The organism is Niastella sp. sgz303648, assembly GCF_059587045.1.
On record NZ_JCAPSW010000002.1, the window covers coordinates 95839 to 119862 of the forward strand.

Consider the following 24024-nt stretch of genomic DNA (forward strand, 5'->3'; position numbering starts at 1 on the left):
AAAAGGTATTTGATGGATTTTTTTACGATTCAATTGAATACATTCGTTTTAGACTTCGAACAGTATTTAATTAACTTTTCGATTATGCGCCAAAAGAAAGTTTATAAAAAAGAAGGCTTTGAAGGACAAAAAGCGATTGTCATCCCACGCAATATATTATCAACCCGCTGTGCAAAGAACGCAGTCATAAGCTCTCTGTACATAACCGATATCGGCTATTATCCTAATGCAAAGTTTCATTATAGAACACGCCAGGCAGGCGCCGATCAGCATATTCTTATTTATTGTCATGATGGATGTGGAAGGGCTGTCATTAAAGGAGAACATTATTCTGTTGAGCAGGGCGAATTCATTATTGTTCCCATGAAACAAGCACATATTTATCAGGCCAATGAAGCAAATCCATGGACTATATATTGGGTACATTTCAAGGGACCTGCTGCGGATGCTATTGTGTCGATGATTAAAACAAAAAACCACAGTTATAAAGGATTTATTGAATTCAGTCAAACGCCTGTTGGCTTATTTGATGAAATTTATAACCAATTAACAAGAGGTTACTCAAATGATAATCTTGTGTATGCCAACATGAGCTTCTGGCATTATTTGGTCAGCATCGTATTTAACAGCAAACTGCCTGGTGCGGCAAAAATAAATGGGAAAGATGATATCGATAAAGCCATAGACTATTTAACGGAAAGCGTAGATCAGAATTTATCATTGGAAGACATTGCTGCTACAGTGAATCTTTCACCATCACATTTTTCATATGTATTCAAGCGTAAAACAGGCTTTTCGCCCATTGAATACTTCAATCATTTAAAAATTCAACAGGCCTGCCAGTATTTGTTATTTACTAACCTTCGGATAAAAGAGATAGGAGACAAAATAGGTATCAATGATCCCTACTACTTTTCAAGAATGTTCAAAAAGGTGATGGGCATGTCGCCTAAAGAGTATAAGGATAAAAGGCATCAGTAAAATCGTTTAGGCTTCTGCTAATGGTTAAGCCCTCGTTTGGCAACCTGCAACCTTTCAATATTTGATATGATGATACTTTTTTGACGGGTAATGTCTGTTTACTTCCATTGTGAACAAATTATACCTATAAAATGCAAATTAATATACCCTGATTTTGCCAAACAGTGATTAATTTCATATTGTTAAAACACTCATCTGTTACCCGATCAAAAAAAGATTGCTATGTTGAAGCTGCGATTCCTATTACCTGTTTTCTGCCTGATTGGTTATATATCTTATACATCCTGCAAAAAATCAGTTACAAACGATACTTCTACTAATAATCAAGACACAACAGTTACGGTAGTTACGCCACAAGACCCGGCAGTTGCCAACACCATCGGCTTTTTTCTTGACGGCTGGAATGCAAAAAATTTTACGGCACCTGATTACCAGGCCGGCACAGTGCCTGCTGCGGCTGGAGTGACAGTGAATATAGATGCGAGTACAGTGGTTACAAAAGTGCCCCCCACGCTGTTTGCAAACAATGCCAATTTATGGATGGCCAATTTTACAGATGCAACCCTGCTCACCCACATAACTAATTTTCAGCCGCGTATTATTCGTTTTCCCGGTGGTAGCATCAGCGATGTTTTTTTCTGGAATGCTGCAAAAGACGTAAAACCGGCCGAAGCGCCGGATACATTGGTTAATGATCAGGGCGTGAAATCTGCCGCAGGGTATTGGTACGGAAAAAATACAGAGGGATGGACCTGCTCTGTAGATAATTATTACAACATGCTGCAGCAGACCGGCAATAAGGGTATGATCACCATCAACTATGCGTATGCCCGGTACGGCACAGGCGCAAATCCTGTTGCTACAGCCGCTCATCTCGCTGCTGATTGGGTTCGGTACGACAATGGCAGAACAAAATACTGGGAAATTGGTAATGAAAGCGCAGGCACCTGGGAAGCAGGATACAGAATTGATGTAAGTAAAAATAAAGACGGTCAGCCTCAACTTATAACAGGCGACTTATATGGAACGCATTTTAAAGTTTTTGCCGATTCAATGCGCCAGGCCGCTACAGAAATTGGCAAAACAATTTATATCGGAGCTCAGCTGATTGAACATACACCGCAGTCGTGGGAACCAACAGCTACAAAAACATGGAATGCGACGGTATTGCCACGGGTAAATACGCCGGCAGATTTTTTTATCGTACATAATTATTATACCGATTATCAAACGAATGCCGATGCTGCCACTATTTTGAATACGGGCGCAACGGTCACAAAATCGATGCTGGATTATGTTACACAATCTGTTTCATCAGCCGCTGCCACCCAAAAACCAATTGCCTTAACGGAATGGAATATTCAATCGGAGGGCTCTATGCAAATGGTTTCAAGCGTATCGGGCATGCACGCCGTACTTGTACTGGGCGAGCTGATGAAAAATAAATTTGGCTATGCAGGTCGATGGGACCTTGCAAACGGCTGGAACAACGGAAATGACATGGGTTTATTCAGCAGCGGCGATGAACCCGGCGTGCAAAAATGGAATCCCCGCCCCAATTTCTATTATATGTATTTCTTTCAAAAGTTTATGGGTGACCGATTCATCAATTCAACAGTAGCAGGCAATAGCAGTATTATAAGTTATGCTACTACTTTTTCGTCAGGACAAATTGCAGTAGCCCTTGTAAATACTTCAACGGCCAGTGCAAATGTGCAAACGACATTCAAAAACTTTAATGCGGGCAGCCGTTTTTACTGGTATTCATTGACCGGTGGAACCGATAATGGGGAGTTTTCAAGAAAAGTAATAGTGAACGGGGCAAGTACCTCAGGTGTTGCCGGTGGTCCCGACAATTATGCTACTTTAAAACCATATGCTGCCGATACAAATAGTGGAATAAAAATAACGGTTCCTGCAAGAGGGGTCGTGTTTGTGGTAATTGATAAAAAATAGTACAGAAAGGCTTTCAATGTGTCCTTAGCGCAAATAAATCAGCTGAAAATCATTCGCTTGCAACATTTCATACCATAGTCTGCAACAATCCGGGCCCTTGTGTAAAACAGCTCAGCCATAGCTTTACACCATTCAATTACGCTTGCATTGTTTTATAAGAAATTACGAATACTGTTATTTAGCCTATTCAATTGTGTTCCTGTTAATACTTTATTGGCAGAGCCCACTGCATTCAAAACAACTCCAGACGGTGTAATAATTTACACCGATTGCCTGGTTACAGGTATTTCTAATGTAATTAAGCTTGAGGTCATTACAGATAATATAATAAGACCTGTTTAGCAATCTTTGTTGGTTTTAATAGCTGCCGGTTCGGAAATTTTTTTCCCCGGCAATATTGAAACAATCCGGAGGGAGTTTCTACTCCTTCCTTTTTTCAACCATTTATCATTGACCCCGGGTGGCAGATTAGTTGCGGGTTCTTCATCGTGCAGCAAATTACTGCGGCGCTTCAGGAGGCTTTGATGAAACCGCACCATTATTTTTGCTCATCGCTATACTGTTCGTCGCTTACCTTTTCCATCCACTCAACCACTTTGCCATTTAGGTTTTCCTGTATGGCAATATGAGTCATTCCATTTGTTGCAGTAGCGCCATGCCAGTGTTTTTCGTTCGGCTCAATCCAAACTACATCGCCGGGGTGTACTTCTTCAACAGCGCCGCCTTCGCGTTGCACCCAACCGCAGCCTGCCGTAATTATTAGCGTTTGCCCGAGTGGGTGTGTGTGCCATGCTGTTCTTGCACCCGGCTCAAAGGTAACGCTGGCTGCAGCGCTGCGCCTTGCCTCATTTGCATCGAACAAAGGATCTATGCGTACTGCGCCGGTGAACCAATTGTCGGGTCCTTTACCCGAAGGCTTTGAACCTACTCTTGTTATTTGCATTGATAATAATTTTATTTGTACCTCGCTAATTAAACGACTGCCTGAATGCCAATGGCGACTGGTTCGTTTTTCTTTTAAATAATTTATTGAACGATTGGGGGTGTTCGAAGCCTAATTTATAAGCCACTTCTGCAACCGATAAATTAGTGGTAGATAAAACTTCTTTGGCTTTTTCAATAAGTTTTTGATGAATATGCTGCTGTGCGTTTTGACCTGTAAGGGAGCGAAGCATGTCGCTTAAATAATGAGGCGACACGTTCAGTTGTTCTGCAAGATATTGCACCGTGGGTAAGCCTTTCGTTAAACCGGTTTCATTGTTAAAGTAATCACTCAATATGTTTTCCATTGCTGCCAGCAGATCGTTGCTGGCTGCTTTGCGGGTAATAAACTGGCGTTTATAAAAACGATTGCTGTAATTCAGCAACAACTCAATTTGCGATACAATCACATCCTGACTAAAATCGTCTATACTTGTTTGTAATTCATCTTCAATATTCTTTAAAATACCCAGGATGATCCCTGTTTCTTTTTCAGACATGTACAATGCTTCATTGGCTGAATAGGAAAAGAAACCGAAATTTTTAATATTTCTGCCTAACGGGTAATTCCTGATGAAATCAGGATGAAAGAGTAGCGTATAACCATAGTATTCCGTGTCATCGGTAATGGCCAGCAATTGATTAGGCGATGTAAATACCAAACCGCCTTCGTCGAAATCATAATAATGTTGACCGTATCTTAATTTTCCCGCAGGGCCCTTTTTGTAGGAAACCTTATAAAAATTGAGCAGAAAGGAGTCGGGCAACTGGTCTTTATCCACTGCTATCTTCGAATTATCGACCAGGCTTACCAGCGGGTGAAGCGGCTTGGGTAAGCCCATCACCCGGTGTAAGTCGGATATAGAGTTGAATTGATGTGGTACCTTTTCTTCTCTTTTCATTGCATAAAGTTAGTGAATTAGTTTGCCAGAAACGCCTGTTCAATGTGCTTTCTGAATTCCTCGTCACCTACTTGCAAACGTTGTGAATAGAATGCCTTCGCATCTTCACCTGCTACATATCTTAATTTATCTTTTCCATCAGTAGCCGCTTCATAAACCACGGAAGCAATTTGATCTGCGGAAGAAAAATGATCTTCACTGAAGTTGGCAAACATTTTTTCAACCCATTGCTGATAGACAGGGTGGGAAGACATATCTGCAGAACGACTCAGGAAATCGGTTTTAATGCCGCCGGGTGAAACCGTTTTAATACCAACACCTATTTTTTTCAATTCAAATGCCATGCTTTCGCTCCAGCCTTCCAAAGCCCATTTTGTTGCGTGATAAACCGAACAGAATGGAAAAGTGATCAATCCGCCTATTGAAGTAGTGGTTATAAAAAGCCCTTGTTGTTTTTCTCTGAAATAAGGAATGAAAGCCTGGGTAACACGAATAACACCTGTTATGTTTGTATTCAGCTGACGCACCAGTTGCTCATCGGTGGTTGATTCCAGAGGTCCCATCAAACCATAACCTGCATTATTAAACACCACGTCGATAGGGCCCAGGGCAATGGCCTTTTGGGTTGTTTCTTTAATCTGGGCAGGGTTAGTAACATCTAACGGCAACAAGGTAATGTTGTTGATCAAAATGAGCTCTTTTTCGTTTTCGGGTTTACGCATGGTAGCGATCACCTTCCAGCCTTTTGATGCAAATAATTTTGCTGTTGCTTTTCCCAGTCCTGTTGAGGCGCCTGTGATAAAAATTGTTTTCATTGTTGTTTATAATTTGAATAACAAATTTCCATCACCTGCTTTTGAGGCATGTTGCCAAAATGGAGATTGTTGTAGCCAAAAAGGAAAAGCCCGGTGGTATACACCAGGGCTTTTAATAGTAACCTTGCATATTGCTTACAATTAATTAATAAGAAGATTTTCCTTTAGCAGCTACGAGCTTAAACACTTTTCCGGTATTTCCCTGCGGACCAAGCATTGAAGAAACGGCGAGGTATATTTCTCCGTCGTTGTCTTGTCCAAATCCTCTCAGGTAATAGCCCACATCATCAGGATGACTTTTAAGCGAAACTTCTTCATATGGCCATGAACTTCCTATCGGTGTAGCCATAAACAGTTCTCCGTTTGCCGTTGTAGGCGTTTGCGAAAAGGTTCCAAAAATATATTTGCCCTGCCATCCTCTAAGCTCATGGCCACGATAAACATGGCCGCCTATGACTGTAGTAGCTCTGCCACCTTCGGGATTTTCCCAGTTTTTGAGTTCTATTACCGGATCAATCAACGGATTACCCATATTATCAACCGTAGGGCAGGTCGGCAGCACCTTTGAACTATCGGCAGTGCTGAAACAATGCCTGCCTTCCTTTACATTCCATCCATAATTGCCGCCTTTGGTTACCACACTAACTTCTTCCCACAAAACCTGACCGGCATCACCCACTATTAACTGATGCGATCCGCCCATATCAAATGAAAACCGGTACGGATTACGAAACCCAAATGCATAAATTTCATCTTTGCCAGGTTTGTTTACAAACGGATTATCTGATGGTATGCCATAAGGGTTACCCGAGTTTACATCGATGCGTAAGATGTTACCCAATAAATTGGAATCAATATCCTGGCCGTTGCCACCGGCATTAACAGTATACCAGTCTGTAACATGTCCTGGCCCTACATCATTAGCGCCGCCGCCGTCACCAATTGAAATATACAGGTATCCATCAGGGCCAAAAGCCAGTGTGCCGCCATTGTGATTAGACTGGGGATCGTCCCATTCAAGAAGAACTTTTTCAGAATTCAGATCTGCTGTAAGTTGTTGGTCCGACATAACTTTGAATTCTGAAATACGGCTGAGATTATCCCATGTAACGCCGGGCGCTGGTCCGCCCGCACGCGGTGGCAACTGATAATAAACAAAAAAACGACCGTTGGTTTTGAAATCATGGTGAAAGGCAAGACCTAATAAACCGCGTTCATCATAAGCAGGATTAAGCGTTACCATTTTGCTGGTCAGGTCAATTAACGGGGTCGGGCGCTTATTACCATCTTTATCAATGACCCACACTTTTCCGATCTGGTCAACTACATAAAGACGTTCGCTATTAGGTGCAGCAACAACCTGAATAGGCGATACAAAATTATCGGCTATCAGTTGTATATCAACTGCTTTCGTTTGAGGTATTTCATGTTTTATACAGCCCGGGGGTAATAAAATGCATAGCACTGCTATTGCACATAAAAACACAACCTGAGCAATGAAACGGCCGGCAATGCCGGATGGCTTTTTTCTCATAATACATCAATTTAAATGGTTAAAATATCCGGATAAACAAATCGCACACAATATGAAAACCATTACTGTGTGAGTAATCAACTTACGGATGATTGGTATCCATGTAGGATATTGCTATAACCTGGTAACAGGTTGTTTCAAGTGGTACTTCGGCAGAATAAATAAACTTAAAGGAGTAATAATAGCTTAAGGATTTGTTTCTACAGATTCGCGTAAAAATTGTGTATGCAAAGTTTGTTCCTTAACTAAAACTGTTTTGAGTATACTTCAGATTGTGTTATCAGAACAGGTTGTGTTATTAGAAGTTGTTTACTGTTCAAGGGACGATTGATTAAAATCAATAAAAATTTTATTTTATAAATTTTTTCTTTTAATAAATTGACTTTTGCTAACTTACCTTTCATAGGATAAGGTTTAATGGTTATTGGTATTTGATTAGTGCAGCCTCCCCTCCGGGAGGCTTTTTTTTTACCAATTGCCTGTTGCTGTTTTAAACTTTATGTTGATAACGGTTAGTGAAATCCTGAATACAAAAAGCGGCCTCACTTTTTAATGAGACCGCTATCATTTTGGACGTTTATACTTAAAACCAACTTTATTTAAGCCCCCAAAGTTCTATATGGGCTTTTTCGTTTTTGTAATTAGGTACTGTATGATATACAAATGATACTTTCTTAATTTCAGCATCTTTGTTTTTCAGATTAATTACACGGCTTTTAGTACCGGCCTTATAATTTGATTTCAGAGAAATATCTTCTTTTTTATCTCCCTCATATTGTACCTGCATGTCTTCTAATCGTATGGGAGCATCTAAAACTCTTATCTGTAAGGCTTTAAATCTGTCGGCTCCCATTATTAAAAACTCATCCTTATCGGTTTTAAAATCTACATTGGCGTTCCCTATTTTATGCCAGCCAGGTTTCTTATTCGTTATCACTTCCGGCTTTTGAGCCTGAAGCATATTACCTGTAAAAATGATTGAGAGCAATAAGAAAAAAAAGATTTTCATGTCAAATGTTTTTTAGTAAAGGAATAAAAGCTCCTGAAATAGTCAGGAGCCTGAAAGAACATAAAATGGACAGACTGTTTAGTCTTTACTGTTAGAGTACATAAAATTTTATGCCAGTAAGATTTGCCTCTACCTTCATCCTGATAAAGTGCTGGATACAATGGAAAAAGCGTCGAAGTGAATCCGGTTTATTGCCTCCTTCTCATTGTTTCGTGCAGAAACCTCTTTGTTACGTGTTAATTTGCATCGTTTTCACTTGTAATGATATAGATTTCACTTGTGTATACCATTTAGCCATTTGTAAAACCACTTACTGCAGGTGCGCAGCGTTCCATTTCACTGGTTAAGCGTAACGAATTACATGCGTAGATATAAATTACATTTGGCTAAACGAAAAAACAGGCTGCAGGAAAAGAATAACCCGGATGAGTAGGGGAAAGTTACAATTTTTTTATAAAATGCAAAAAAATCATGCGCCTAAATAAATGGAAACTTGATTAAAGTCAAAGGCGCCTTGTTAATCGTTATCCTTATCTTTTATTTACCCGGCGGTCAGGCAGGTAAAGGAGCAACAGGTAAACGTTATAGGAAATCAAACCTGATAATACCCCAAATAAACAAAAAGTAAGCAGTAATAAACCCAATTAAAAAGATAATTATGGCAATAATTATGTTTTTACGTTTACGATGAGGCATTGACATGTTCTTTCTGGTTATGGCATACTGCCTTTAACAAAACTGTATGTTGTAAATTACCCCTACGGCTGATTCTATTTAGGGATAAAAAAACATTAGACTTTTACCCGCACCATGTTTAAGAACTATTGCATCAACAAATTGGAAGCTGCTATTGCCAATAAATAAGAATAAAACTATATTCGTGCCGGAAGATATATGTATTTTTTACATGTTTAAGGCATGTTGTGATACATTATAATTATAACCCACCCCTGATACTCTATGAAACCAATACTTGCATTATTATGCGGTACATTTGCTCTCCCGCTGACCATGAAGAGTCAGACTAATTATTGCCTTTCATTCGACGGAACGAATGATTATGTGAATATTGGCAACAGTCTTCCTTCTGTAAGCGATTTCACGCTTGAATGCTGGGTAAAGATCTCCTCCACCGCTACTGGCACAAATTACCTTCTCGGCAGCAATGCCGGCACCTGTGCGGGTAATCTGCTTCAATACACTGTTTCGACTAATACACTATCCTTTTATTGCCACGCAGGCCGAATGGCAAGTGCTTCAGAACCCGGTGCAGAACGGGTTGCTGCAGTTTACCACCAAACTGCCTGCCACTGTACATGCGAAGGTGCAGCTGTTCGACGCCCAGGGCAAACTCCTGCTGCAGCAGGATACTTCTCCGGGATTAAATACATTGCTTATACCATCACTTGTGCGCGGCGTTTATTTTCTCGGTTTATCACAGAATGGAAAGCTCATTGGAAAAAGGCAGAAGATAGTATTGCAGTAAGCAATACGGTTTTTAACATACAAAACGGTTCCGGTTCAATCGGGGCCGTTTTTCGTTAAAGCAACGGTTGTCGCATTGCGGAGCTGTGAAAGGGGCCATTGATGTTGTGGCGAGATATAATCATTTGCTTTGATTTAGTTCGTGACCTTTTACTTCTGCAAGAATGTCCTTCGCCTTGTTTTTCTTTTCCTCAATTGGATTCATCATAATCTCAATCTCCCTTCCCAACTCCTGCTCCAGTTCTTCAATGGTTGGCATTTCAGCTTTTAGTTGTTTAGGCATTAACTCATATTCAGCTACTCCTAAGGGCGTCTGAATTCCCTGAAGTGAATATTTTACCACCATTTCATTGGGCGTTTTGCAAAGTAATACCCCAATAGATGGATTATGACCCGGCAATTTGATCCTGGCATCAATAATATTAACATAGAAGTTTAACTTACCTGCATATTCAGATTTAAAATCGCCGGCTTTAAGTTCAAAGACTACGAAACAGTTAAGATTGTAGTTAAAGAAAAGAAGATCTAACGCAAACTCATCTTCCTGTACTTTTACCTTAAACTGATTACCAACATAAGCGAATCCTTTTCCCAGTTCAAGCAAAAATCTTTTGATATGTTTTAGTAGGGCTCTTTCAAGATCGCGCTCATGCATTTCGTTTCCAATATCCAGGAAGTCAAAAATGTATGGATTTTTCAAAGTTAATGTGGCTAATTCTGCCTGATTTTCTGAAAGTTTTGAATCGAAGTTGGTGATAGCATTCCCTTTCCGTTTATGCAGACATGTGTCGATATTTAGTTTAAGCATATTTTTACTCCAACTGTTTCTAATAGCTTCCTGAATATAAAAGATGCGCTCATCTAACGTTTTTGCCTTGTCAAGAATAATCATATGGTGTGTCCATGGAATTTGTAAAAGTAGCGACTGTTGATCTTCAATGCTTTGATTTTCATGTGATTGTAATTGCGCAGTTGATAACTGCGTAATTGAATAATCATCGGGTTGGCCTTTTTTAGACAATTGCGCAGCCGCTGGCTGCGTAATTGGAAAGAATGGCCAGGCTGAAGCAAAAGTTTGCATATATACCAGGTTTCGTTCAGATAACCCGCGCATATTGGGAAATTTGGCCTTTAGATCGTTGGCAAGTTTTGCAATTACCTTTTTTCCCCAGCCGGCTTTTTCTTTTTGTACAAGGAGCGTTCTTCCTATTTCCCAATAAGTAGCTAATAATTCAGTATTAGCCACACGAGTTACTTTATACCTCGAGCCATTTATTTTATCTACCAATTGTTTATACACAATCTGGTAATTTTTATCAACTTCAATCATAGCAGTAATTTTTGGTATCGTTTAACATATGCATAAACGTGTCAAATAGTGACGGGAAATCTCATGCGGAATTTATTATGCGAAACGCTCAAACAAGCTTTAACCAGATTTGGGTAATTTTTATGAGGATATATAGTATTTTTTTTATTACCCTGCACAATATACGCAAACTAAGTATTAGATAATCGTGCGGGAAATTGTTTTGATCAATATCAACTTAGATAAATGGCTTTACCAAATCGCAGGATTTTTACCACACATTCTTTTTGCCCATTGCCTTATCATTCACCCGTTAACAGCTTCAATTCCGATACAGCCAGCAAATACCCCAATTGGGCTGCATATAAATCTGCTTCTGCTTTTGCCAGATGCGATTTTGAATTGAGCAGATCTGTTTTCACATTCATACCGGCCGCCTGTTTGTCTTCCTGTATTTTCATTTCCTCTTTTTGGTAAGCAACTGCTTTTTGTGCAACAGCGATCAATTCCTGTGAGTGGCCGATCTTACGATATGCTTTTTCAATATTGTTGTTTATCTGCTGCTGTGTATTCAACAAATTTTCTTCTGCCTGATTTAATTGAAATTGCCTTTGCTTCTGTATTTCTTTGTTTGAAAAAATATCCTGTAAATTCCATTTCAGGTTCAGCCCTACAAAGGGGTTGCTCGCAGGTAATAGGGGATTGCCTGATTGATAAAAGTATCCACCCACCAAACCAACATCGGGCCGGTTACTTTGCCGGGCGGCTGTTATGCCCAGTAAGGCTTTTGATTTTGTAAGCCTGGCTATTTGCAGATCGGCATTTGAGCCGGCAGCAGCATTTTTGTATTCATCTAATGCATTCACCGGCTGGCCCGTTGATTCAATTTCATTTAATTTCAAAGAAGTTGCATTTATACGGGTGAGGTTGATTAAATCGCCTGTATAATCCTGTGCCTGTATTTTTAATTTCAGGATATTTTGTTCTTCATCGGCTATACTTGCCTGCAAACCGGCCTTATCGGCAGTGGTGGTTTTGCCGGCCACTAACGCATTTTCTACATCCTGCAACCTCGATTGGGCCAATGCTAATTTGGCTGCTGCTTCTTCCTGTTGTTTTTGAGCTATCAATATTCCGTAATACAGTTTCTCAACGGCCTGTTGTATTTGCAACGATATGCTGAGTTTTTCTTTTTCTGTGAGCGCTGCATCTGTTTTATCTATTTCCAAGCCGGTTTTTATTTTAGCCTGCTGGGTGATGGGCTGGTAAGCCGTTACGCCGATATTATAGTTATTATGATTGCCAACGGTAAAATTTTTATCTGTATTAGGCAGCAACACCGTATTGGTTGAACTTAGCGGCAACGCGCCGATGGTGCCGGCAGGGATCGTTAACTCGCCTAAGATGAAATTGTATTGATAATTACCGTTCACAGTTGCCGAAGGGTACCTTTTGATTTCATCTTCTCTGATCTTAGCCTCCTTTTCTTTTATTTGCCATTGTTTAATGGCAAGAGTATAGTTGTTCTTTAATGCAGAATCTTTTAATTGATCAAGAGAGTATGATTGAACCTCCTGTGCCTGCAACAAATTGCAGCAGCAGGTGAAAATCACCGGCAATAAAAGGTATTTTATAGTATGTTTCATTGATCAGGTGGTTTTTTATGTTTTACGAATTCACAGGTTTTGATTTTATCCAGGCGATGTATAACACCGGAACGGTAAGCAGGGCCATGATCATGCTCCATACCACGCCAAATGCCAGTACACTTGCCAGGGGCGCCCACATCGATGATCCTGATATGATCATGGGCAATACACCAATGGCCGCGGCCATGGCCGTTAGGAAAATGGGCCTTAACCGTCTTTTGCCCGATTCAATGGCTGCTGTTTTTATATCATGACCGTGTTTCATCAGTTCATGGGTATGATCAACAAGAATGATGGCATTGCGCACAACGATTCCTGAAAGAGCAATCAACCCAACGAAGGAAGTGAAGCTGAAATAGTTGCCTGTAACGAACAATCCGCCGATAGCGCCAAATAAACTGAGCGGAATGGTAAGCATTACGATCATTGCCTCTTTGATATTTTTAAACTGGAACAGCAGAATAAAGAATATCAGAACAAGGCTTACCAGCAATGCGGTGATTAACTGACCCATGGCCGACTTTTTATTATAATCTTCACCGCCATATTCAATATGATAGCCATCGGGGAGGGACAGTTTACTGATCGCCGGCTGTATAGCTGCCAATAGTTCTGATGGCAGTACATCGGGCGTGGTTTCGCTTTGCACGGTAAGCGTTCGCACACCATTGCGGTGCATGATACGACCGGTTTGCCATTGAGGCACCAGGTCGGCGATCTGTCGCAGGGGAACATCGGCTCCGGTAACAGGCGACCTGAGATAAACGTTTTGAAGATCGTTGGTAGTTTGCCTGCTTTTTTCATCGAGGCGCAGTAAAATGTTTATCGGATCGCTGCCTTCGTAGATGGTACTAATGGCTGCGCCGCTGAAACCGGTATAAACCGATTGCGAAATGCTGGTAGTGGTATAACCTAACCGGTTAGCTGATGATTTTAATTTTATGCCGATGCCGTAATAATCTTCTGCAAAATCATCCCGTACAAAACGGCTGCCGGTTGCTTTTTTTATAATGTCGCTTACCTGTTCGGCAATGGTTTTTAAATGGTCTATATCTTCTCCAACGATCCTCACTTCTACAGGCGCCTTTAGCGCCGATCCCTGTTGCATTAGTTTCACATAGGTGGTGCCTTCGGGAATGAGCTTATCTACTTTGCTGCTCAGTTCTTCAGATAGTTCATCGGTGGTTTGTTCGGTGGTAGTGTTAATGAGTATCTGGGCGTAATTATTGGTAGGGAATTCAGGTGAAAAATTGTAATAGAACCTTGGCGAAGCTGTGCCCGTAAAAGTGGCATACGACTCTACGCGTTTATCGTTTTTAAGCAGGCGCTCAACCCTTGTGATCGCTTCATGGGTTTTTTCGAGCTTTGTTCCTGTTGGCATCCATAGTTCTACAACAAACTGGGCTCTTTCTGCTGCAGGAAAAAACTGTTGCCGCACACCCTTCGAAAACAACAAGCCTGCCAGTGCGATGGGTATTAAGCTGCCGGCAATAGTTAACCGGGGGTGCTTTACACACCAGTCGAGTAATGCATTATAGCCCGTTTGCATGAGATCAAGGAGTGATTTCCTTTGCTTTTTTGCCGGCGCATGACTGGCTTCTTCTGCTGCAGGCAAGGGATGCTGATGTAATCCCTTTTTGATAAAAGTGTAACAAAGCAAAGGCGTTAAAACCATCGCCACAAAAAATGAAGAGGCAAGGGCAACAGCTACTGTTATAGGCAATGCAAAAATAAATTCGCCCACCGTACCTCTTAAAAGGATCATCGGCATAAACGACGCAATAATGGTAACGGTGGCTGCCAGTACAGGTACTACCAGGTCGTTGGCGCTTCGCCAGGCTGCCGTCCATCTGTCGATGCCTTCATCGAGCAGTTCAACGTAATTGTCGGCAATTACAATGGCATCATCTACCACCATTCCTAATACCAGTATCAGGGCTGCCAGCGACACCTGGTGTAACTCGATGCCCAATGAATGCATTACTGCGAACGTTACGGCTACCGTCATGGGGATGGCCATGGCTGCTACTGTTGCAATACGAAAGGGCAGCAAAAAAACGATCACAACAATTACCGAAAGAATAGCCAGGAAAAACTCCCTGATAAAATGGGATATATTTTCATCAACCACCTGTGGCTGGTTAATAATGGTGGTAATTTTAATATTCGAAGGAATGATTTTCTTTGCCTCTTCAATTTTGCGGTTTACTTCCCCTCCGAATTTTACAATATTGTTGCCTTCCTGCATTTGAACCGACAGCAGCATGGCTTTGTTGCCATTTACGGTAATGATGCTTTGAGGTTCGGCATAATCTCTTTTCAAACCGGCTACATCGCCCAGCTTTACTACTGAACCCGATTGAGAGGCGCCCACTACCTGGTTGGCCAGGTCTGATTCGGTATTATAATAACCATTGGTATACAACGGTGCTTTATTAATACCTGTTTTTATATCTCCGGTGGCATTGATGCTGTTTTGAGATTGCAATAACTTTATTACCTGTTGTGTGCTTACACCGTATTGGCTTAGTTTTTCAGAAGTAGACGACACTACTATTTCTTCCCGCTGCTCACCGATACGTTTTATTTTTGAAGCGGCAGCAATTGTCCTTAGATAATCTTCCAGTTTTTGGGTATAGCGTTTTAATTCATCGTAACTGGCGGTTTGACTTTCCAGCGCGATCACCATGGCTTCGGTATCGCCAAAATCTGAGTTAACGATGGGGCCTCGCACACCTTCGGGTAAATCGATTTGCTTTGCAATCAGCAGCTGATGACGCAACTTGCTCCAGAATATATCGGGTTGTTTTACGCTTTCGGTAAGTTCAACATTCACTACCACCACACCGTCTTTTGTAGTGGAATACGTTTTTGATTTGTCTACTTCCTCATATTGAAAAAGATATTGTTCCAGTTTTTTGGTCACCTGGTCTTCTACCTGCGCCGAGTTGGCTCCGGGAAAATAGGCAATCACCAAACCCTGTCTGATCGTGATCTTAGGGTCTTCCCTGCGTGGCATGTTCAGCAGGGAGTTTACACCAACCGCAAAAAGCAACAACAATACCGATAATGTTACATGCTTATATTTCAGCGATGCTTGTATAATGTTCATTACAGTAATTATTTAATAATAGAAATTAAAGAACCATCCGACAATTTTTTCTGTCCGCTTATTACAACTGCCTCCTGGTCTGATAGTCCTGATAATATCTCTATCTTATTATCGATCATGTTTCCAAGGCTTACCCTGCGCTTGAAGGCCTTGTTTTGTGCCATATCGGCTACATAAACAAAACTCTGGTTGGCTAAATCCTGTTGAATGCATTCGGCCGGTAATAAGATCACCTGTTTGTTGCTATTCGTGGCAATTCTAACATCGGCAATCATACCCGGACGAATCAGTATGCCCGGATTGTCTATTTCAATCTTTACCGTAAAGGCCCTTGATGTGGCATCGGCGGCAGAACCCACTTCGGTTACTTTTCCTGAAAATATTTTATCAAGGGAAGAAATATTAATGGATGCCGGTTGCCCTATTTTGATTTCATGCAGTTCTCCTTCCGGAACATAGGCCTGCACTTTTACCTTTCTGATATCCGAAATAATAAACAGTGGCATGCCAACGGCAACGATCTCACCCGGCTCAGCCTGTCTTTTCAGTAATACGCCGCTGATGGGAGCATACAACCTCGTATCGGATAAATTTTTCTGTTGCATGTTTTGTTGAAGTTTCGCCTGTTCAAGACTGTAACCTATTTTCGAAAAATCACTCTCGCTCAAACTGCCCCGGTCGTGTAGTATTTTTAAACGGTTATACTCATCGGTGGCATTGCCTACCTGTACGTCGGCCAGTTTTTTGGCAATGGAATAATTGGTAGGGTCGAGGCTGGCGATCAGTTGTCCTTTCGAAATATTTTCTCCTTCCTTATTGGAAACATAATTGATTTTGCCGCCCACCATGAATCCTAATTTCACAGTAGTGTTTCCTTCGATATTGCCGCTTACCGACACTTCACCGGCAATGGTGGTGGGGTGAACGGCTGTGGTTGTTACTGCAATGGGTGCAATGATACTACCGGTGGGTTTTGTTTCCCTGTTCCTGCAACTGGCAAGGAACGAAAAGGTGATCAGGGTTAAATAAAACAGGTATCGTTTCATGTGTGATTTTTATTTATTCCGAGAAATATTGTTCCTGTATTTGTATGGTTGTTATGCCCAGAAAAGTCAACTGGTCTTTCACGTTCTCACCAAAAGCTTCATTCCCCGAAATAATGAAACGCATGTGCTGCATGGTGTTTGCGTTCAGCACCGATTCAACGTCATCCTGCTGAAAGATCCATTGGCCGCTGAGCGCTTTTGAATGGTAACTAACATACAACTGCGTGGGAAAATGCTTTTGCAGTATTTCCAGTTCTTTTTTGAATATATGGGTATTGTTTATGGAGTAATAGAGCAGCGAAACATGATGGTGTTCCGGTTCGGCAAGCCTGTCTTTTAAGGCAGGAAAAATGGTGGCAATGCCCAGATCATCTGCGAAATATAAATAGTGTATGTCCATCTCCTCAATATTTTCTTTGATCAGTAATTCATACTGCAAAGCAAATAAAGAAGAGCGGGGTAATTTTTAAGATATCTTAAAAAGTGAAAGTCCGGATCAGTTTTTAGCTCTTATAACGCTTAAAGTTTGTTGCGTAATGCCCAGGTAAGAGGCGATATGTCCAAGGGGTACTCTTAATAATATGTTCGAATAGTTGTTTATCATATACTTATAGCGCTGTTCTGCGGTTTGAAACTGCAGCGAAAAAAGCCTGTCAGAAAACTGTTTCAACACTTCAACGGCTACCATAAAAGCAAGGTCTTTGAATGCGCCTATCTCCTTATACAGTACATTAAATTCCCTGAAATGAATGGTTCGCAGGGTGGTATTTTCGAGAACCTCTCTTCCATAAGGGTCAGGGTTGTTGAAATAAATGCTTTCCAGGGGCATTGTAAAACTGTTTTCATCAAAGAAAAAATGGGTAATGTCTTTACCATCTTTGTTATAGAATGTCCTGATCAATCCCTTTTCAACAAAATAAACCTTTTGTGAGTGGTTATCGGGTTGCACCAGAATGGTTCCTTTAGGATGCAATTCCCTTTTAAAAGCGGCGTCGATGGCGTCGCTTTCTGCTGCGGTCAATTTTATTTTGGTATTGATGTACTCAATCAGTTCCATAGCTTTCTTTAGGTGAAATAAAGATAAGGTTTTTAGCACGGCGTTTTAACCCCGTGAATGTAATGCCTGATCATCCCTCCATTTCACCGGTTTGTACCTCATGATAGCCGGACTGTCATTTTGATAACACTTGTTAGTTTATTTTTATTTCCTTTGCCCTGCCTGCTGAAAAAAAGATATCCTTAATCTTCTTATACTAACATAAATGGATAAATCTAACGTATTACTGCTAAACCAGGTGGGTATTAATGATGTTGACCTGGTGGGAGGAAAGAACGCCTCTTTAGGTGAAATGCTTCAGCATTTAACCAAAATAGGGATCAATATTCCCGCAGGTTTTGTAATTACTGTTAACGCTTATAATCAGTTCATCAATCATAACGCGCTTGATTCGGTGATCAGGAGTATAATCAGCGAAATAGATTTTACCAACCTCGAATCATTGCGAAGGGCAGGGTTGAAAATAAGGAACCTGATCAGCAACTCACGGTTTCCGGCTGAATTATCACAGGAAATTATCGAAGCGTATTATGAATTGTCAGAGTCCTATGGCCAGGATGCAACCGACGTTGCCGTTCGTTCTTCCGCCACGGCGGAAGATCTTCCGGATGCATCTTTTGCCGGTCAGCAGGAAACCTATTTAAATGTTCGCGGTCCGGCCGCATTGATCGATGCCGTTCGAAATTGTTTTGCATCCCTTTTTACCGACAGGGCTATATCATACCGAGAGAATTTTAGTTTCGATCATTTTTCGGTTGGGCTTTCTGTTTGTATTCAGAAAATGGTGCGCAGCGATTTAGGCGCCAGCGGCGTAGCTTTTTCACTGGATACAGAATCAGGATTTAAAGATGTGGTTGTGATTAATGGCTCGTACGGACTGGGCGAATTAGTTGTTCAGGGCGCCATATCACCCGATGAATATATAGTTCATAAACCAACATTGAAAGCAGGATTTGCGTCGCTCATTGAAAAAAGAATGGGCGTAAAAGATAAAATGATGGTGTATGGCGATGATACCAATGAAAGAGTGAAAGTTATTCCCACAGAAAAAGGTTTTCAGTCGCGCTTTTGTTTGAAAGATTCAACAGCGCTAAAGTTAGCCGGCTGGGTTATTAAGATCGAGGAGTATTATAGCAGCATAAAGGAAAAGTGGACGCCCATGGATGTTGAATGGGCGATCGACGGACTCAGCAAAGAGCTTTTTATTGTACAGGCAAGACCCGAAACCATTCATTCAAGAAAAAACGTCAATAAAATTATTGAGTATAAAATCTGTGATGATAACAGAAGCAGCAAGGTTTTGATAAAAGGAATTGCGGTTGGAGATAAAATAGCAGGCGGAGAAGTGAATATTTTATATTCCCTGGACAAGCGTGTTATAGAGGGACATGAGTTTAAAGACGGCGACGTACTGGTTACCGATATGACCGATCCCGACTGGGAACCCATTATGAAAAGAGCTTCTGCCATCGTAACCAATAAAGGCGGAAGAACCTGCCATGCGGCCATCGTAGCAAGGGAAGTGGGCGTGCCTGCTATTGTAGGATGTGGTAATGCAACAGATGTATTGGTCGATGGAAAACGAATAACAATCAGTTGTGCCGAAGGGGATGAAGGATTGGTTTATGACGGGCACATTGAATATGTTAAAGAAGAACATGACTTATGCAGTCTTCCGGTTGTTAATACACCCGTGATGTTAAATGTGGGATCACCTTCGATGAGTTTTCAATTTTCGAATTTACCCAATAGCGGCGTGGGGCTGGCGCGGGAAGAATTTATCATCAATAACTATATACAAATACATCCGCTTGCTTTATTGCATCATGAGCAACTGGGTGATGCTGAACTGACAAAGACTATTAAAAATAAAATAGCCGGATTTGAAAATGAAGAAGATTTTTTCATTAACAAACTGGCGTATGGTATCGCAAAAATCGCAGCATCGTTCTATCCGAATAAAGTAATCGTTCGTTTTTCCGACTTCAAAAGCAACGAATATTACAATCTGTTAGGAGGCAAATATTTTGAGCCCCATGAAGAGAACCCGATGATCGGCTGGCGGGGTGCTTCAAGATATTACTCAGAAAAATATAAACCGGCTTTTGGTCTTGAATGCAAAGCGATCAGGAAAGTGCGTGAAGAAATGGGTCTGGAGAATGTAATAGTAATGATCCCTTTTTGCAGAACCGTGGAGGAATTATTAAAAGTAAAGCAAACGATGTCGGAGTATGGTTTGGTACAAGGCAAAAACGGCCTGGAACTTTATCTGATGGCGGAGCTTCCTTCCAATATCATTATGGCAGAAGAATTTGCCAAACACATTGATGGTTTTTCAATAGGTTCAAATGATTTAACCCAGTTAACGCTCGGGTTAGACCGGGACTCTTCGCTGGTAGCAGACCTTTATGATGAACGGAATGTAGCCGTGAAAAGAATGATTAGTATGTTGATCGTATCTGCTAAAAAGCACAACGTTAAAGTGGGCATATGCGGACAAGGGCCTTCTGATTATCCCGACTTTGCAAAGTTTTTGGTTGAGCAGGGGATTGACAGTATTTCTGTTACGCCCGATTCAATATTAAAAACGATAAATGCTATATCAGACATCGAAAAGGCAATAGGAGATAAGCACCCAATAAACCATACTGTTTACCCCTAATCCCCATGTGACACAATCAAACAACCAGCCAGTTGGCTGGCGCACGCAGAGCAAAAGGGTTTGTGTCTACTTACCCTTTTTTAAAACAGCTAAAGGATTAGGTTATGAAAGCCAGAAAGGTGTTCGCAGTTTTTCTCAGAAGTTAGATTTTAAAGTATCAAGGGTTTGTTTCTACTTACCCTTCTTTTGAACATTGGATACTATTAATAAATCAAAAATATACAGGACGAGAGACCCAAACAGTGTCTGATTTTAAAGGTTAATCATATAACCAAACGCTGATCAAGGTTAGAAGAATGTTTCGCAATGTTAAATTAGGTTTGGTTATTACAAGGGTTTGTGTCTACTTACCCTTTTTTGTTTCTCAGAACCCCGCCCTGGCGGGGAAAAAATTTTCAAAGCAGGTAGTACTCCCTTTTGGGCTGTGCGTCTTCTTATTAACAGGGTTTCAGAAAATAATTTAACCGGGTAGTACTTATTTTTTGCCCGTTCGTATTAATTAAAAGAAAAAAAATTTTTATCAGTTTTTGGGGGATGTGCCCTTTTTCGGGAACATATTATTATAGCGCTTACCGAAAACACCGTACCCCTGAATAAACAGGAATAAACTCATTTTGCATTCGTAATGTAGCAATGCACCTGTGAAAGCCAGCGAGTAGTAAGTAATAAGTAAGCCCTACTCGCCAAATGCGTTGTTTTAGTGTTGATCGTATGCCCCATGAATCATATACAAAGGTTTGTATCTACTTACCTTTTTTTGAAATTAAAAAATGAGAACCACAAACTACAAACCAAAAACAAAATGAATCAATTCTTCTTTATAAAAGTCAACTCGAAATATGTGCGCATCGACCTGTGCGATATTATTTACATTGAAAGCCTTCGTAACTATATAAAGATAGTAACCGGTAAACAGCAGTATGTTATATTAAATACCATGAAAAAAATGGAAGAGCTGTTGCCGGCCGATCTGTTTTGCCGGGTACACCGCAGCTTTATAGTGGCGATTGGTAAAGTTGTGTCGTTCGATAATAATATGGTTGATTTGCACACCGGGCAAATTCCTGTAGGCGATCAATACAAAGGCTCCCTGGAGCAAAAAGTAAAGATCTTACGAAATGCCGAGCGTAGCGCTAATCAGGTATATTCCAAACTCTTTGCTCCGGAATTGCATGCAAAGCTTGTTTGTTAACCAGCGCGATTGTCGGGGGTAGTCAATGGCGAATCGAAACTTAGAACTTAGAACGTAGAACTTTTCCATAAGTAGGTTTAATTTTCTCACATAAAAGGGTTTGTGTCTACTTACCCTTTTTAAAATTAAAAATGAAAGGATTCAATATTAAAAACGATAAACGTTATATCCGATATAGAAAAGGCAATAGGATGATAAGCAAGCTCTCATGTGACCATTTTCATATAACAGAGCAAAAGGGTTTGTGTCTACTTACCCTTTTTTATTTTGACATTTAAAAAAACTTATGGAATATTCATCCTTTCTAAATGCATGTAAACACAGTTATAAAACAATTGAACAGGAAATTGAAGAGAAGGCAACTGAATTAACAGATGAACTGAAGTGGATAGAATGCGCATTTGGGTTAGCCCTGCAAACATGGCTAAGTATAGAAAAAATGGCCAATAGTTACTGCTTTTTGGATCGGCAGGAGGAAGTATATTTTTATAAAGTGATTAAGCCGCAGTTTACCGGGTTGGTTGATTATTTTTCATTTGTTTACAAATCAGTTCTTTTACAGCCCGGCGATGGCGAAAGAAAAAGTGCACACTGGAAACGTGAATTAAAGAAGTGCACGGAAGCAATTTCAATATACAAAACAGGTTGCCTTCATTACGAACAGCAACCTGATACGAATCATTATTTCCTGAAGCAAAACAACCAGCAGCCACTGCTTTTTGGCATCAGTATAAGCGTATTTAATTTTAGCGCCGGTTCTTATAGCTATTTGCTTGGCCGGCTTATAGCCATAGAAAAATATAAAAACTATATACAGGTAAAGATCAATAATAACGTTCTTTCACGCAACGCCTTACCAGAGACCTGACCTTATTCTTTTCCCACCACAAAACAACCAGCGCAAAAACAGCAAGGAATGCAATCAGCCAGGGTGCATACGGGGCCGCTCTTTGTACCAGGCCCGACACTAAATTGGCCTGCTCTGATGTGCGCTCTGTTATCCATGCAAGCGCTGCCACTGCACTCACTGCAGCGCCCGTTATGCGGATCCCTGTGTATAATGTTGAACGGCTTAATAACACCAGCCATGGAACAGTTACCGCTATAACGGCCAGTTGCATCAGCTCAATGCCTATGTTAAAACCAAGAATGCTAAGCCCCATGCGCAATGGGTCGAGCTGCAGATTGGCCAATACACCCGCAAAAGCCAAACCGTGTATCAATCCGAACCCTGCTGCCACCCATGCCTCGCGTCCGGGAAAAATCGGACGTACTGCATGTACCGCTGAAACCAGTATGGAGAATGCAATCAGAATTTCAACCGGTTTTGATGGTAGCTGCACCCAACCCAATGCCCCCGCCAGCAATGTAATGGAATGACCGATCGTAAAGGCGGTTACTATTTTCTGCAGGCGGGTAACACTGTATTTAGTGCCGCCGAAGCTTCCCCATTGTTTTCCGTTTGTTACCAGCATAGCGGGTAATAACAGCACTATAATAAACAGCAGGTGATCTGTTCCTTCCTGAATGTGATGCATGCCCAAAGTGAGCATGCTGCTGCATCCTTTCCACAAGCTTCCTTTCTGTAAATTTATTTCCAGCGGATAGATCACATTATCACCCATGTTCCAATGTATCACGCCGGCTTCGACAGGTTGTTTGCCTGTATTGCCTGTTTCCCAATCGTTGCGAACCGATACAAACGCTGCATGATTGATAACCTGATGCATGATCACATCATAATCGAGGTAAAAGCGGCGGGTACTTTCTCCCGGCTGTGGAATTAAAAGAAGATGAACCACCAGTTCCCAATACGGCGGACCGCTTGCTTCCTGTACGCCTTTGTCCATACGCATATTGGTAATTTCCACCGGCCAGGAATTGCCTTTTGTAACGTAAGGATGTATATGCGCTTTCAGATATTCCTTCAGCTGCGGGCCCAGTCGTTCCAATAGAGTTGATGGATCTTTAGTAACCTCATGCCCGAAAGCAAGTTCCAGCTCGCTAAGCGGTAGCTGCAACTCCATACCAACCCGGTTCGGACTAACATCAAGCAAAGCAATGGTTGACGGGGTTTGATGCGCCTGTACTGTAAATGGGATCAGTAAGGCGAAAAACAGCCGCCACCATTTTGGCAGGCGGCTGTTGATTATGGATTTACTAAACATGATTAAATGTCGTTTAAGCGGTTGTTTGCTCAAAGTGCCGGTAGGCACCAGATATCGGTAGAAAAATCATTTGGGTCTATTATTGTCCCGTAGGGACGAAATATGGAGCCTCTGTGTTTCGTCCCTACGGGACGTTTCCATTATTTTAAACGTTCCTGTTTGTTTG

The 24024-nt window shown here is 41.2% G+C and carries 18 protein-coding genes; 6 read left to right on the forward strand and 12 right to left on the reverse strand.

Features of this window, described 5'->3' with window-relative positions:
* The first annotated feature begins 84 nt into the window (after nucleotides 1-84).
* A complete protein-coding gene (locus AC59IL_RS05085; RefSeq protein WP_496551009.1) occupies nucleotides 85-981 on the forward strand; it encodes an AraC family transcriptional regulator in 897 nt (298 codons plus the stop codon).
* Nucleotides 982-1203: 222 nt separating this feature from the next.
* The gene (locus tag AC59IL_RS05090) at nucleotides 1204-2937 is read left to right on the forward strand and encodes an alpha-L-arabinofuranosidase family protein (RefSeq protein WP_496551010.1); all 1734 of its coding nucleotides are present in this window, start codon (nucleotides 1204-1206) and stop codon (nucleotides 2935-2937) included.
* Between the two features lie 538 nt (nucleotides 2938-3475).
* Here AC59IL_RS05090 and AC59IL_RS05095 read toward each other — a convergent pair.
* The 5 genes from AC59IL_RS05095 to AC59IL_RS05115 all read right to left on the reverse strand — a co-directional run bounded on the left by AC59IL_RS05095 (nucleotide 3476) and on the right by AC59IL_RS05115 (nucleotide 8178).
* A complete protein-coding gene (locus AC59IL_RS05095) occupies nucleotides 3476-3880 on the reverse strand; it encodes a (R)-mandelonitrile lyase (protein WP_496551011.1) in 405 nt (134 codons plus the stop codon).
* A 25-nt stretch (nucleotides 3881-3905) separates the two neighbouring features.
* Nucleotides 3906-4820 carry a helix-turn-helix domain-containing protein gene (locus AC59IL_RS05100; RefSeq protein ID WP_496551012.1) on the reverse strand — a complete coding sequence of 305 codons (915 nt, stop codon included), beginning with the start codon at nucleotides 4818-4820 and terminating at the stop codon, nucleotides 3906-3908.
* 17 nt (nucleotides 4821-4837) lie between these two features.
* Nucleotides 4838-5635, reverse strand: coding sequence for an SDR family oxidoreductase (locus AC59IL_RS05105; protein WP_496551013.1), 798 nt, complete (start codon nucleotides 5633-5635; stop codon nucleotides 4838-4840).
* A gap of 145 nt (nucleotides 5636-5780) precedes the next feature.
* Nucleotides 5781-7169 carry a PQQ-dependent sugar dehydrogenase gene (locus tag AC59IL_RS05110; protein ID WP_496551014.1) on the reverse strand — a complete coding sequence of 463 codons (1389 nt, stop codon included), beginning with the start codon at nucleotides 7167-7169 and terminating at the stop codon, nucleotides 5781-5783.
* 595 nt (nucleotides 7170-7764) lie between these two features.
* A complete protein-coding gene (locus AC59IL_RS05115) occupies nucleotides 7765-8178 on the reverse strand; it encodes a DUF2541 family protein (RefSeq protein WP_496551015.1) in 414 nt (137 codons plus the stop codon).
* 960 nt (nucleotides 8179-9138) lie between these two features.
* Here AC59IL_RS05115 and AC59IL_RS05120 point away from each other — a divergent pair.
* Nucleotides 9139-9723 carry a LamG-like jellyroll fold domain-containing protein gene (locus tag AC59IL_RS05120; RefSeq protein WP_496551016.1) on the forward strand — a complete coding sequence of 195 codons (585 nt, stop codon included), beginning with the start codon at nucleotides 9139-9141 and terminating at the stop codon, nucleotides 9721-9723.
* A 61-nt stretch (nucleotides 9724-9784) separates the two neighbouring features.
* Here the strand turns inward: AC59IL_RS05120 and AC59IL_RS05125 are convergent, their stop codons facing one another.
* The 6 genes from AC59IL_RS05125 to AC59IL_RS05150 form a co-directional block, all read right to left on the reverse strand.
* Entirely contained in the window at nucleotides 9785-10993 is a 1209-nt protein-coding gene (locus tag AC59IL_RS05125; RefSeq protein WP_496551017.1) for a PDDEXK nuclease domain-containing protein, read from the reverse strand.
* Between the two features lie 281 nt (nucleotides 10994-11274).
* Nucleotides 11275-12618, reverse strand: a complete 1344-nt coding sequence (locus tag AC59IL_RS05130) for a TolC family protein (RefSeq protein ID WP_496551018.1) — start codon at nucleotides 12616-12618, stop codon at nucleotides 11275-11277.
* 22 nt (nucleotides 12619-12640) lie between these two features.
* Entirely contained in the window at nucleotides 12641-15733 is a 3093-nt protein-coding gene (locus AC59IL_RS05135) for an efflux RND transporter permease subunit (protein WP_496551019.1), read from the reverse strand.
* A gap of 8 nt (nucleotides 15734-15741) precedes the next feature.
* Nucleotides 15742-16779 (reverse strand): efflux RND transporter periplasmic adaptor subunit, encoded by a 1038-nt coding sequence (locus AC59IL_RS05140; protein WP_496551020.1) that lies wholly within the window; start codon nucleotides 16777-16779, stop codon nucleotides 15742-15744.
* Between the two features lie 13 nt (nucleotides 16780-16792).
* A complete protein-coding gene (locus AC59IL_RS05145; protein WP_496551021.1) occupies nucleotides 16793-17179 on the reverse strand; it encodes a hypothetical protein in 387 nt (128 codons plus the stop codon).
* A gap of 96 nt (nucleotides 17180-17275) precedes the next feature.
* Entirely contained in the window at nucleotides 17276-17836 is a 561-nt protein-coding gene (locus tag AC59IL_RS05150) for a Crp/Fnr family transcriptional regulator (RefSeq protein ID WP_496551022.1), read from the reverse strand.
* A gap of 205 nt (nucleotides 17837-18041) precedes the next feature.
* On the opposite strand from AC59IL_RS05150, the gene ppsA reads away from it, so the two are divergent.
* The 3 genes from ppsA to AC59IL_RS05165 all read left to right on the forward strand — a co-directional run bounded on the left by ppsA (nucleotide 18042) and on the right by AC59IL_RS05165 (nucleotide 22558).
* On the forward strand, nucleotides 18042-20498 hold the full coding sequence (ppsA, locus tag AC59IL_RS05155) for a phosphoenolpyruvate synthase (protein WP_496551023.1): 2457 nt from the start codon (nucleotides 18042-18044) through the stop codon (nucleotides 20496-20498).
* An 802-nt stretch (nucleotides 20499-21300) separates the two neighbouring features.
* Nucleotides 21301-21690, forward strand: coding sequence for a LytR/AlgR family response regulator transcription factor (locus tag AC59IL_RS05160; RefSeq protein ID WP_496551024.1), 390 nt, complete (start codon nucleotides 21301-21303; stop codon nucleotides 21688-21690).
* A 286-nt stretch (nucleotides 21691-21976) separates the two neighbouring features.
* Nucleotides 21977-22558 carry an RteC domain-containing protein gene (locus tag AC59IL_RS05165; protein WP_496551025.1) on the forward strand — a complete coding sequence of 194 codons (582 nt, stop codon included), beginning with the start codon at nucleotides 21977-21979 and terminating at the stop codon, nucleotides 22556-22558.
* Here AC59IL_RS05165 and AC59IL_RS05170 read toward each other — a convergent pair.
* Nucleotides 22515-23858 carry a HupE/UreJ family protein gene (locus AC59IL_RS05170; protein ID WP_496551026.1) on the reverse strand — a complete coding sequence of 448 codons (1344 nt, stop codon included), beginning with the start codon at nucleotides 23856-23858 and terminating at the stop codon, nucleotides 22515-22517. The two genes, AC59IL_RS05165 and AC59IL_RS05170, sit on opposite strands and share 44 nt — an antisense overlap.
* Between the last annotated feature and the right edge of the window lie 166 nt (nucleotides 23859-24024).

Excerpts from the sequence above, each read along its gene's own strand:
- AC59IL_RS05085 (WP_496551009.1), top strand. The coding sequence starts at position 85 with ATGCGCCAAAAGAAAGTTTATAAAAAAGAAGGCTTTGAAGGACAAAAA.
- AC59IL_RS05090 (WP_496551010.1), top strand. The coding sequence starts at position 1,204 with ATGTTGAAGCTGCGATTCCTATTACCTGTTTTCTGCCTGATTGGTTAT.
- AC59IL_RS05095 (WP_496551011.1), bottom strand. The coding sequence starts at position 3,880 with ATGCAAATAACAAGAGTAGGTTCAAAGCCTTCGGGTAAAGGACCCGAC.
- AC59IL_RS05100 (WP_496551012.1), bottom strand. The coding sequence starts at position 4,820 with ATGAAAAGAGAAGAAAAGGTACCACATCAATTCAACTCTATATCCGAC.
- AC59IL_RS05105 (WP_496551013.1), bottom strand. The coding sequence starts at position 5,635 with ATGAAAACAATTTTTATCACAGGCGCCTCAACAGGACTGGGAAAAGCA.
- AC59IL_RS05110 (WP_496551014.1), bottom strand. The coding sequence starts at position 7,169 with ATGAGAAAAAAGCCATCCGGCATTGCCGGCCGTTTCATTGCTCAGGTT.
- AC59IL_RS05115 (WP_496551015.1), bottom strand. The coding sequence starts at position 8,178 with ATGAAAATCTTTTTTTTCTTATTGCTCTCAATCATTTTTACAGGTAAT.
- AC59IL_RS05120 (WP_496551016.1), top strand. The coding sequence starts at position 9,139 with ATGAAACCAATACTTGCATTATTATGCGGTACATTTGCTCTCCCGCTG.
- AC59IL_RS05125 (WP_496551017.1), bottom strand. The coding sequence starts at position 10,993 with ATGATTGAAGTTGATAAAAATTACCAGATTGTGTATAAACAATTGGTA.
- AC59IL_RS05130 (WP_496551018.1), bottom strand. The coding sequence starts at position 12,618 with ATGAAACATACTATAAAATACCTTTTATTGCCGGTGATTTTCACCTGC.
- AC59IL_RS05135 (WP_496551019.1), bottom strand. The coding sequence starts at position 15,733 with ATGAACATTATACAAGCATCGCTGAAATATAAGCATGTAACATTATCG.
- AC59IL_RS05140 (WP_496551020.1), bottom strand. The coding sequence starts at position 16,779 with ATGAAACGATACCTGTTTTATTTAACCCTGATCACCTTTTCGTTCCTT.
- AC59IL_RS05145 (WP_496551021.1), bottom strand. The coding sequence starts at position 17,179 with ATGGACATACACTATTTATATTTCGCAGATGATCTGGGCATTGCCACC.
- AC59IL_RS05150 (WP_496551022.1), bottom strand. The coding sequence starts at position 17,836 with ATGGAACTGATTGAGTACATCAATACCAAAATAAAATTGACCGCAGCA.
- ppsA (WP_496551023.1), top strand. The coding sequence starts at position 18,042 with ATGGATAAATCTAACGTATTACTGCTAAACCAGGTGGGTATTAATGAT.
- AC59IL_RS05160 (WP_496551024.1), top strand. The coding sequence starts at position 21,301 with ATGAATCAATTCTTCTTTATAAAAGTCAACTCGAAATATGTGCGCATC.
- AC59IL_RS05165 (WP_496551025.1), top strand. The coding sequence starts at position 21,977 with ATGGAATATTCATCCTTTCTAAATGCATGTAAACACAGTTATAAAACA.
- AC59IL_RS05170 (WP_496551026.1), bottom strand. The coding sequence starts at position 23,858 with ATGTTTAGTAAATCCATAATCAACAGCCGCCTGCCAAAATGGTGGCGG.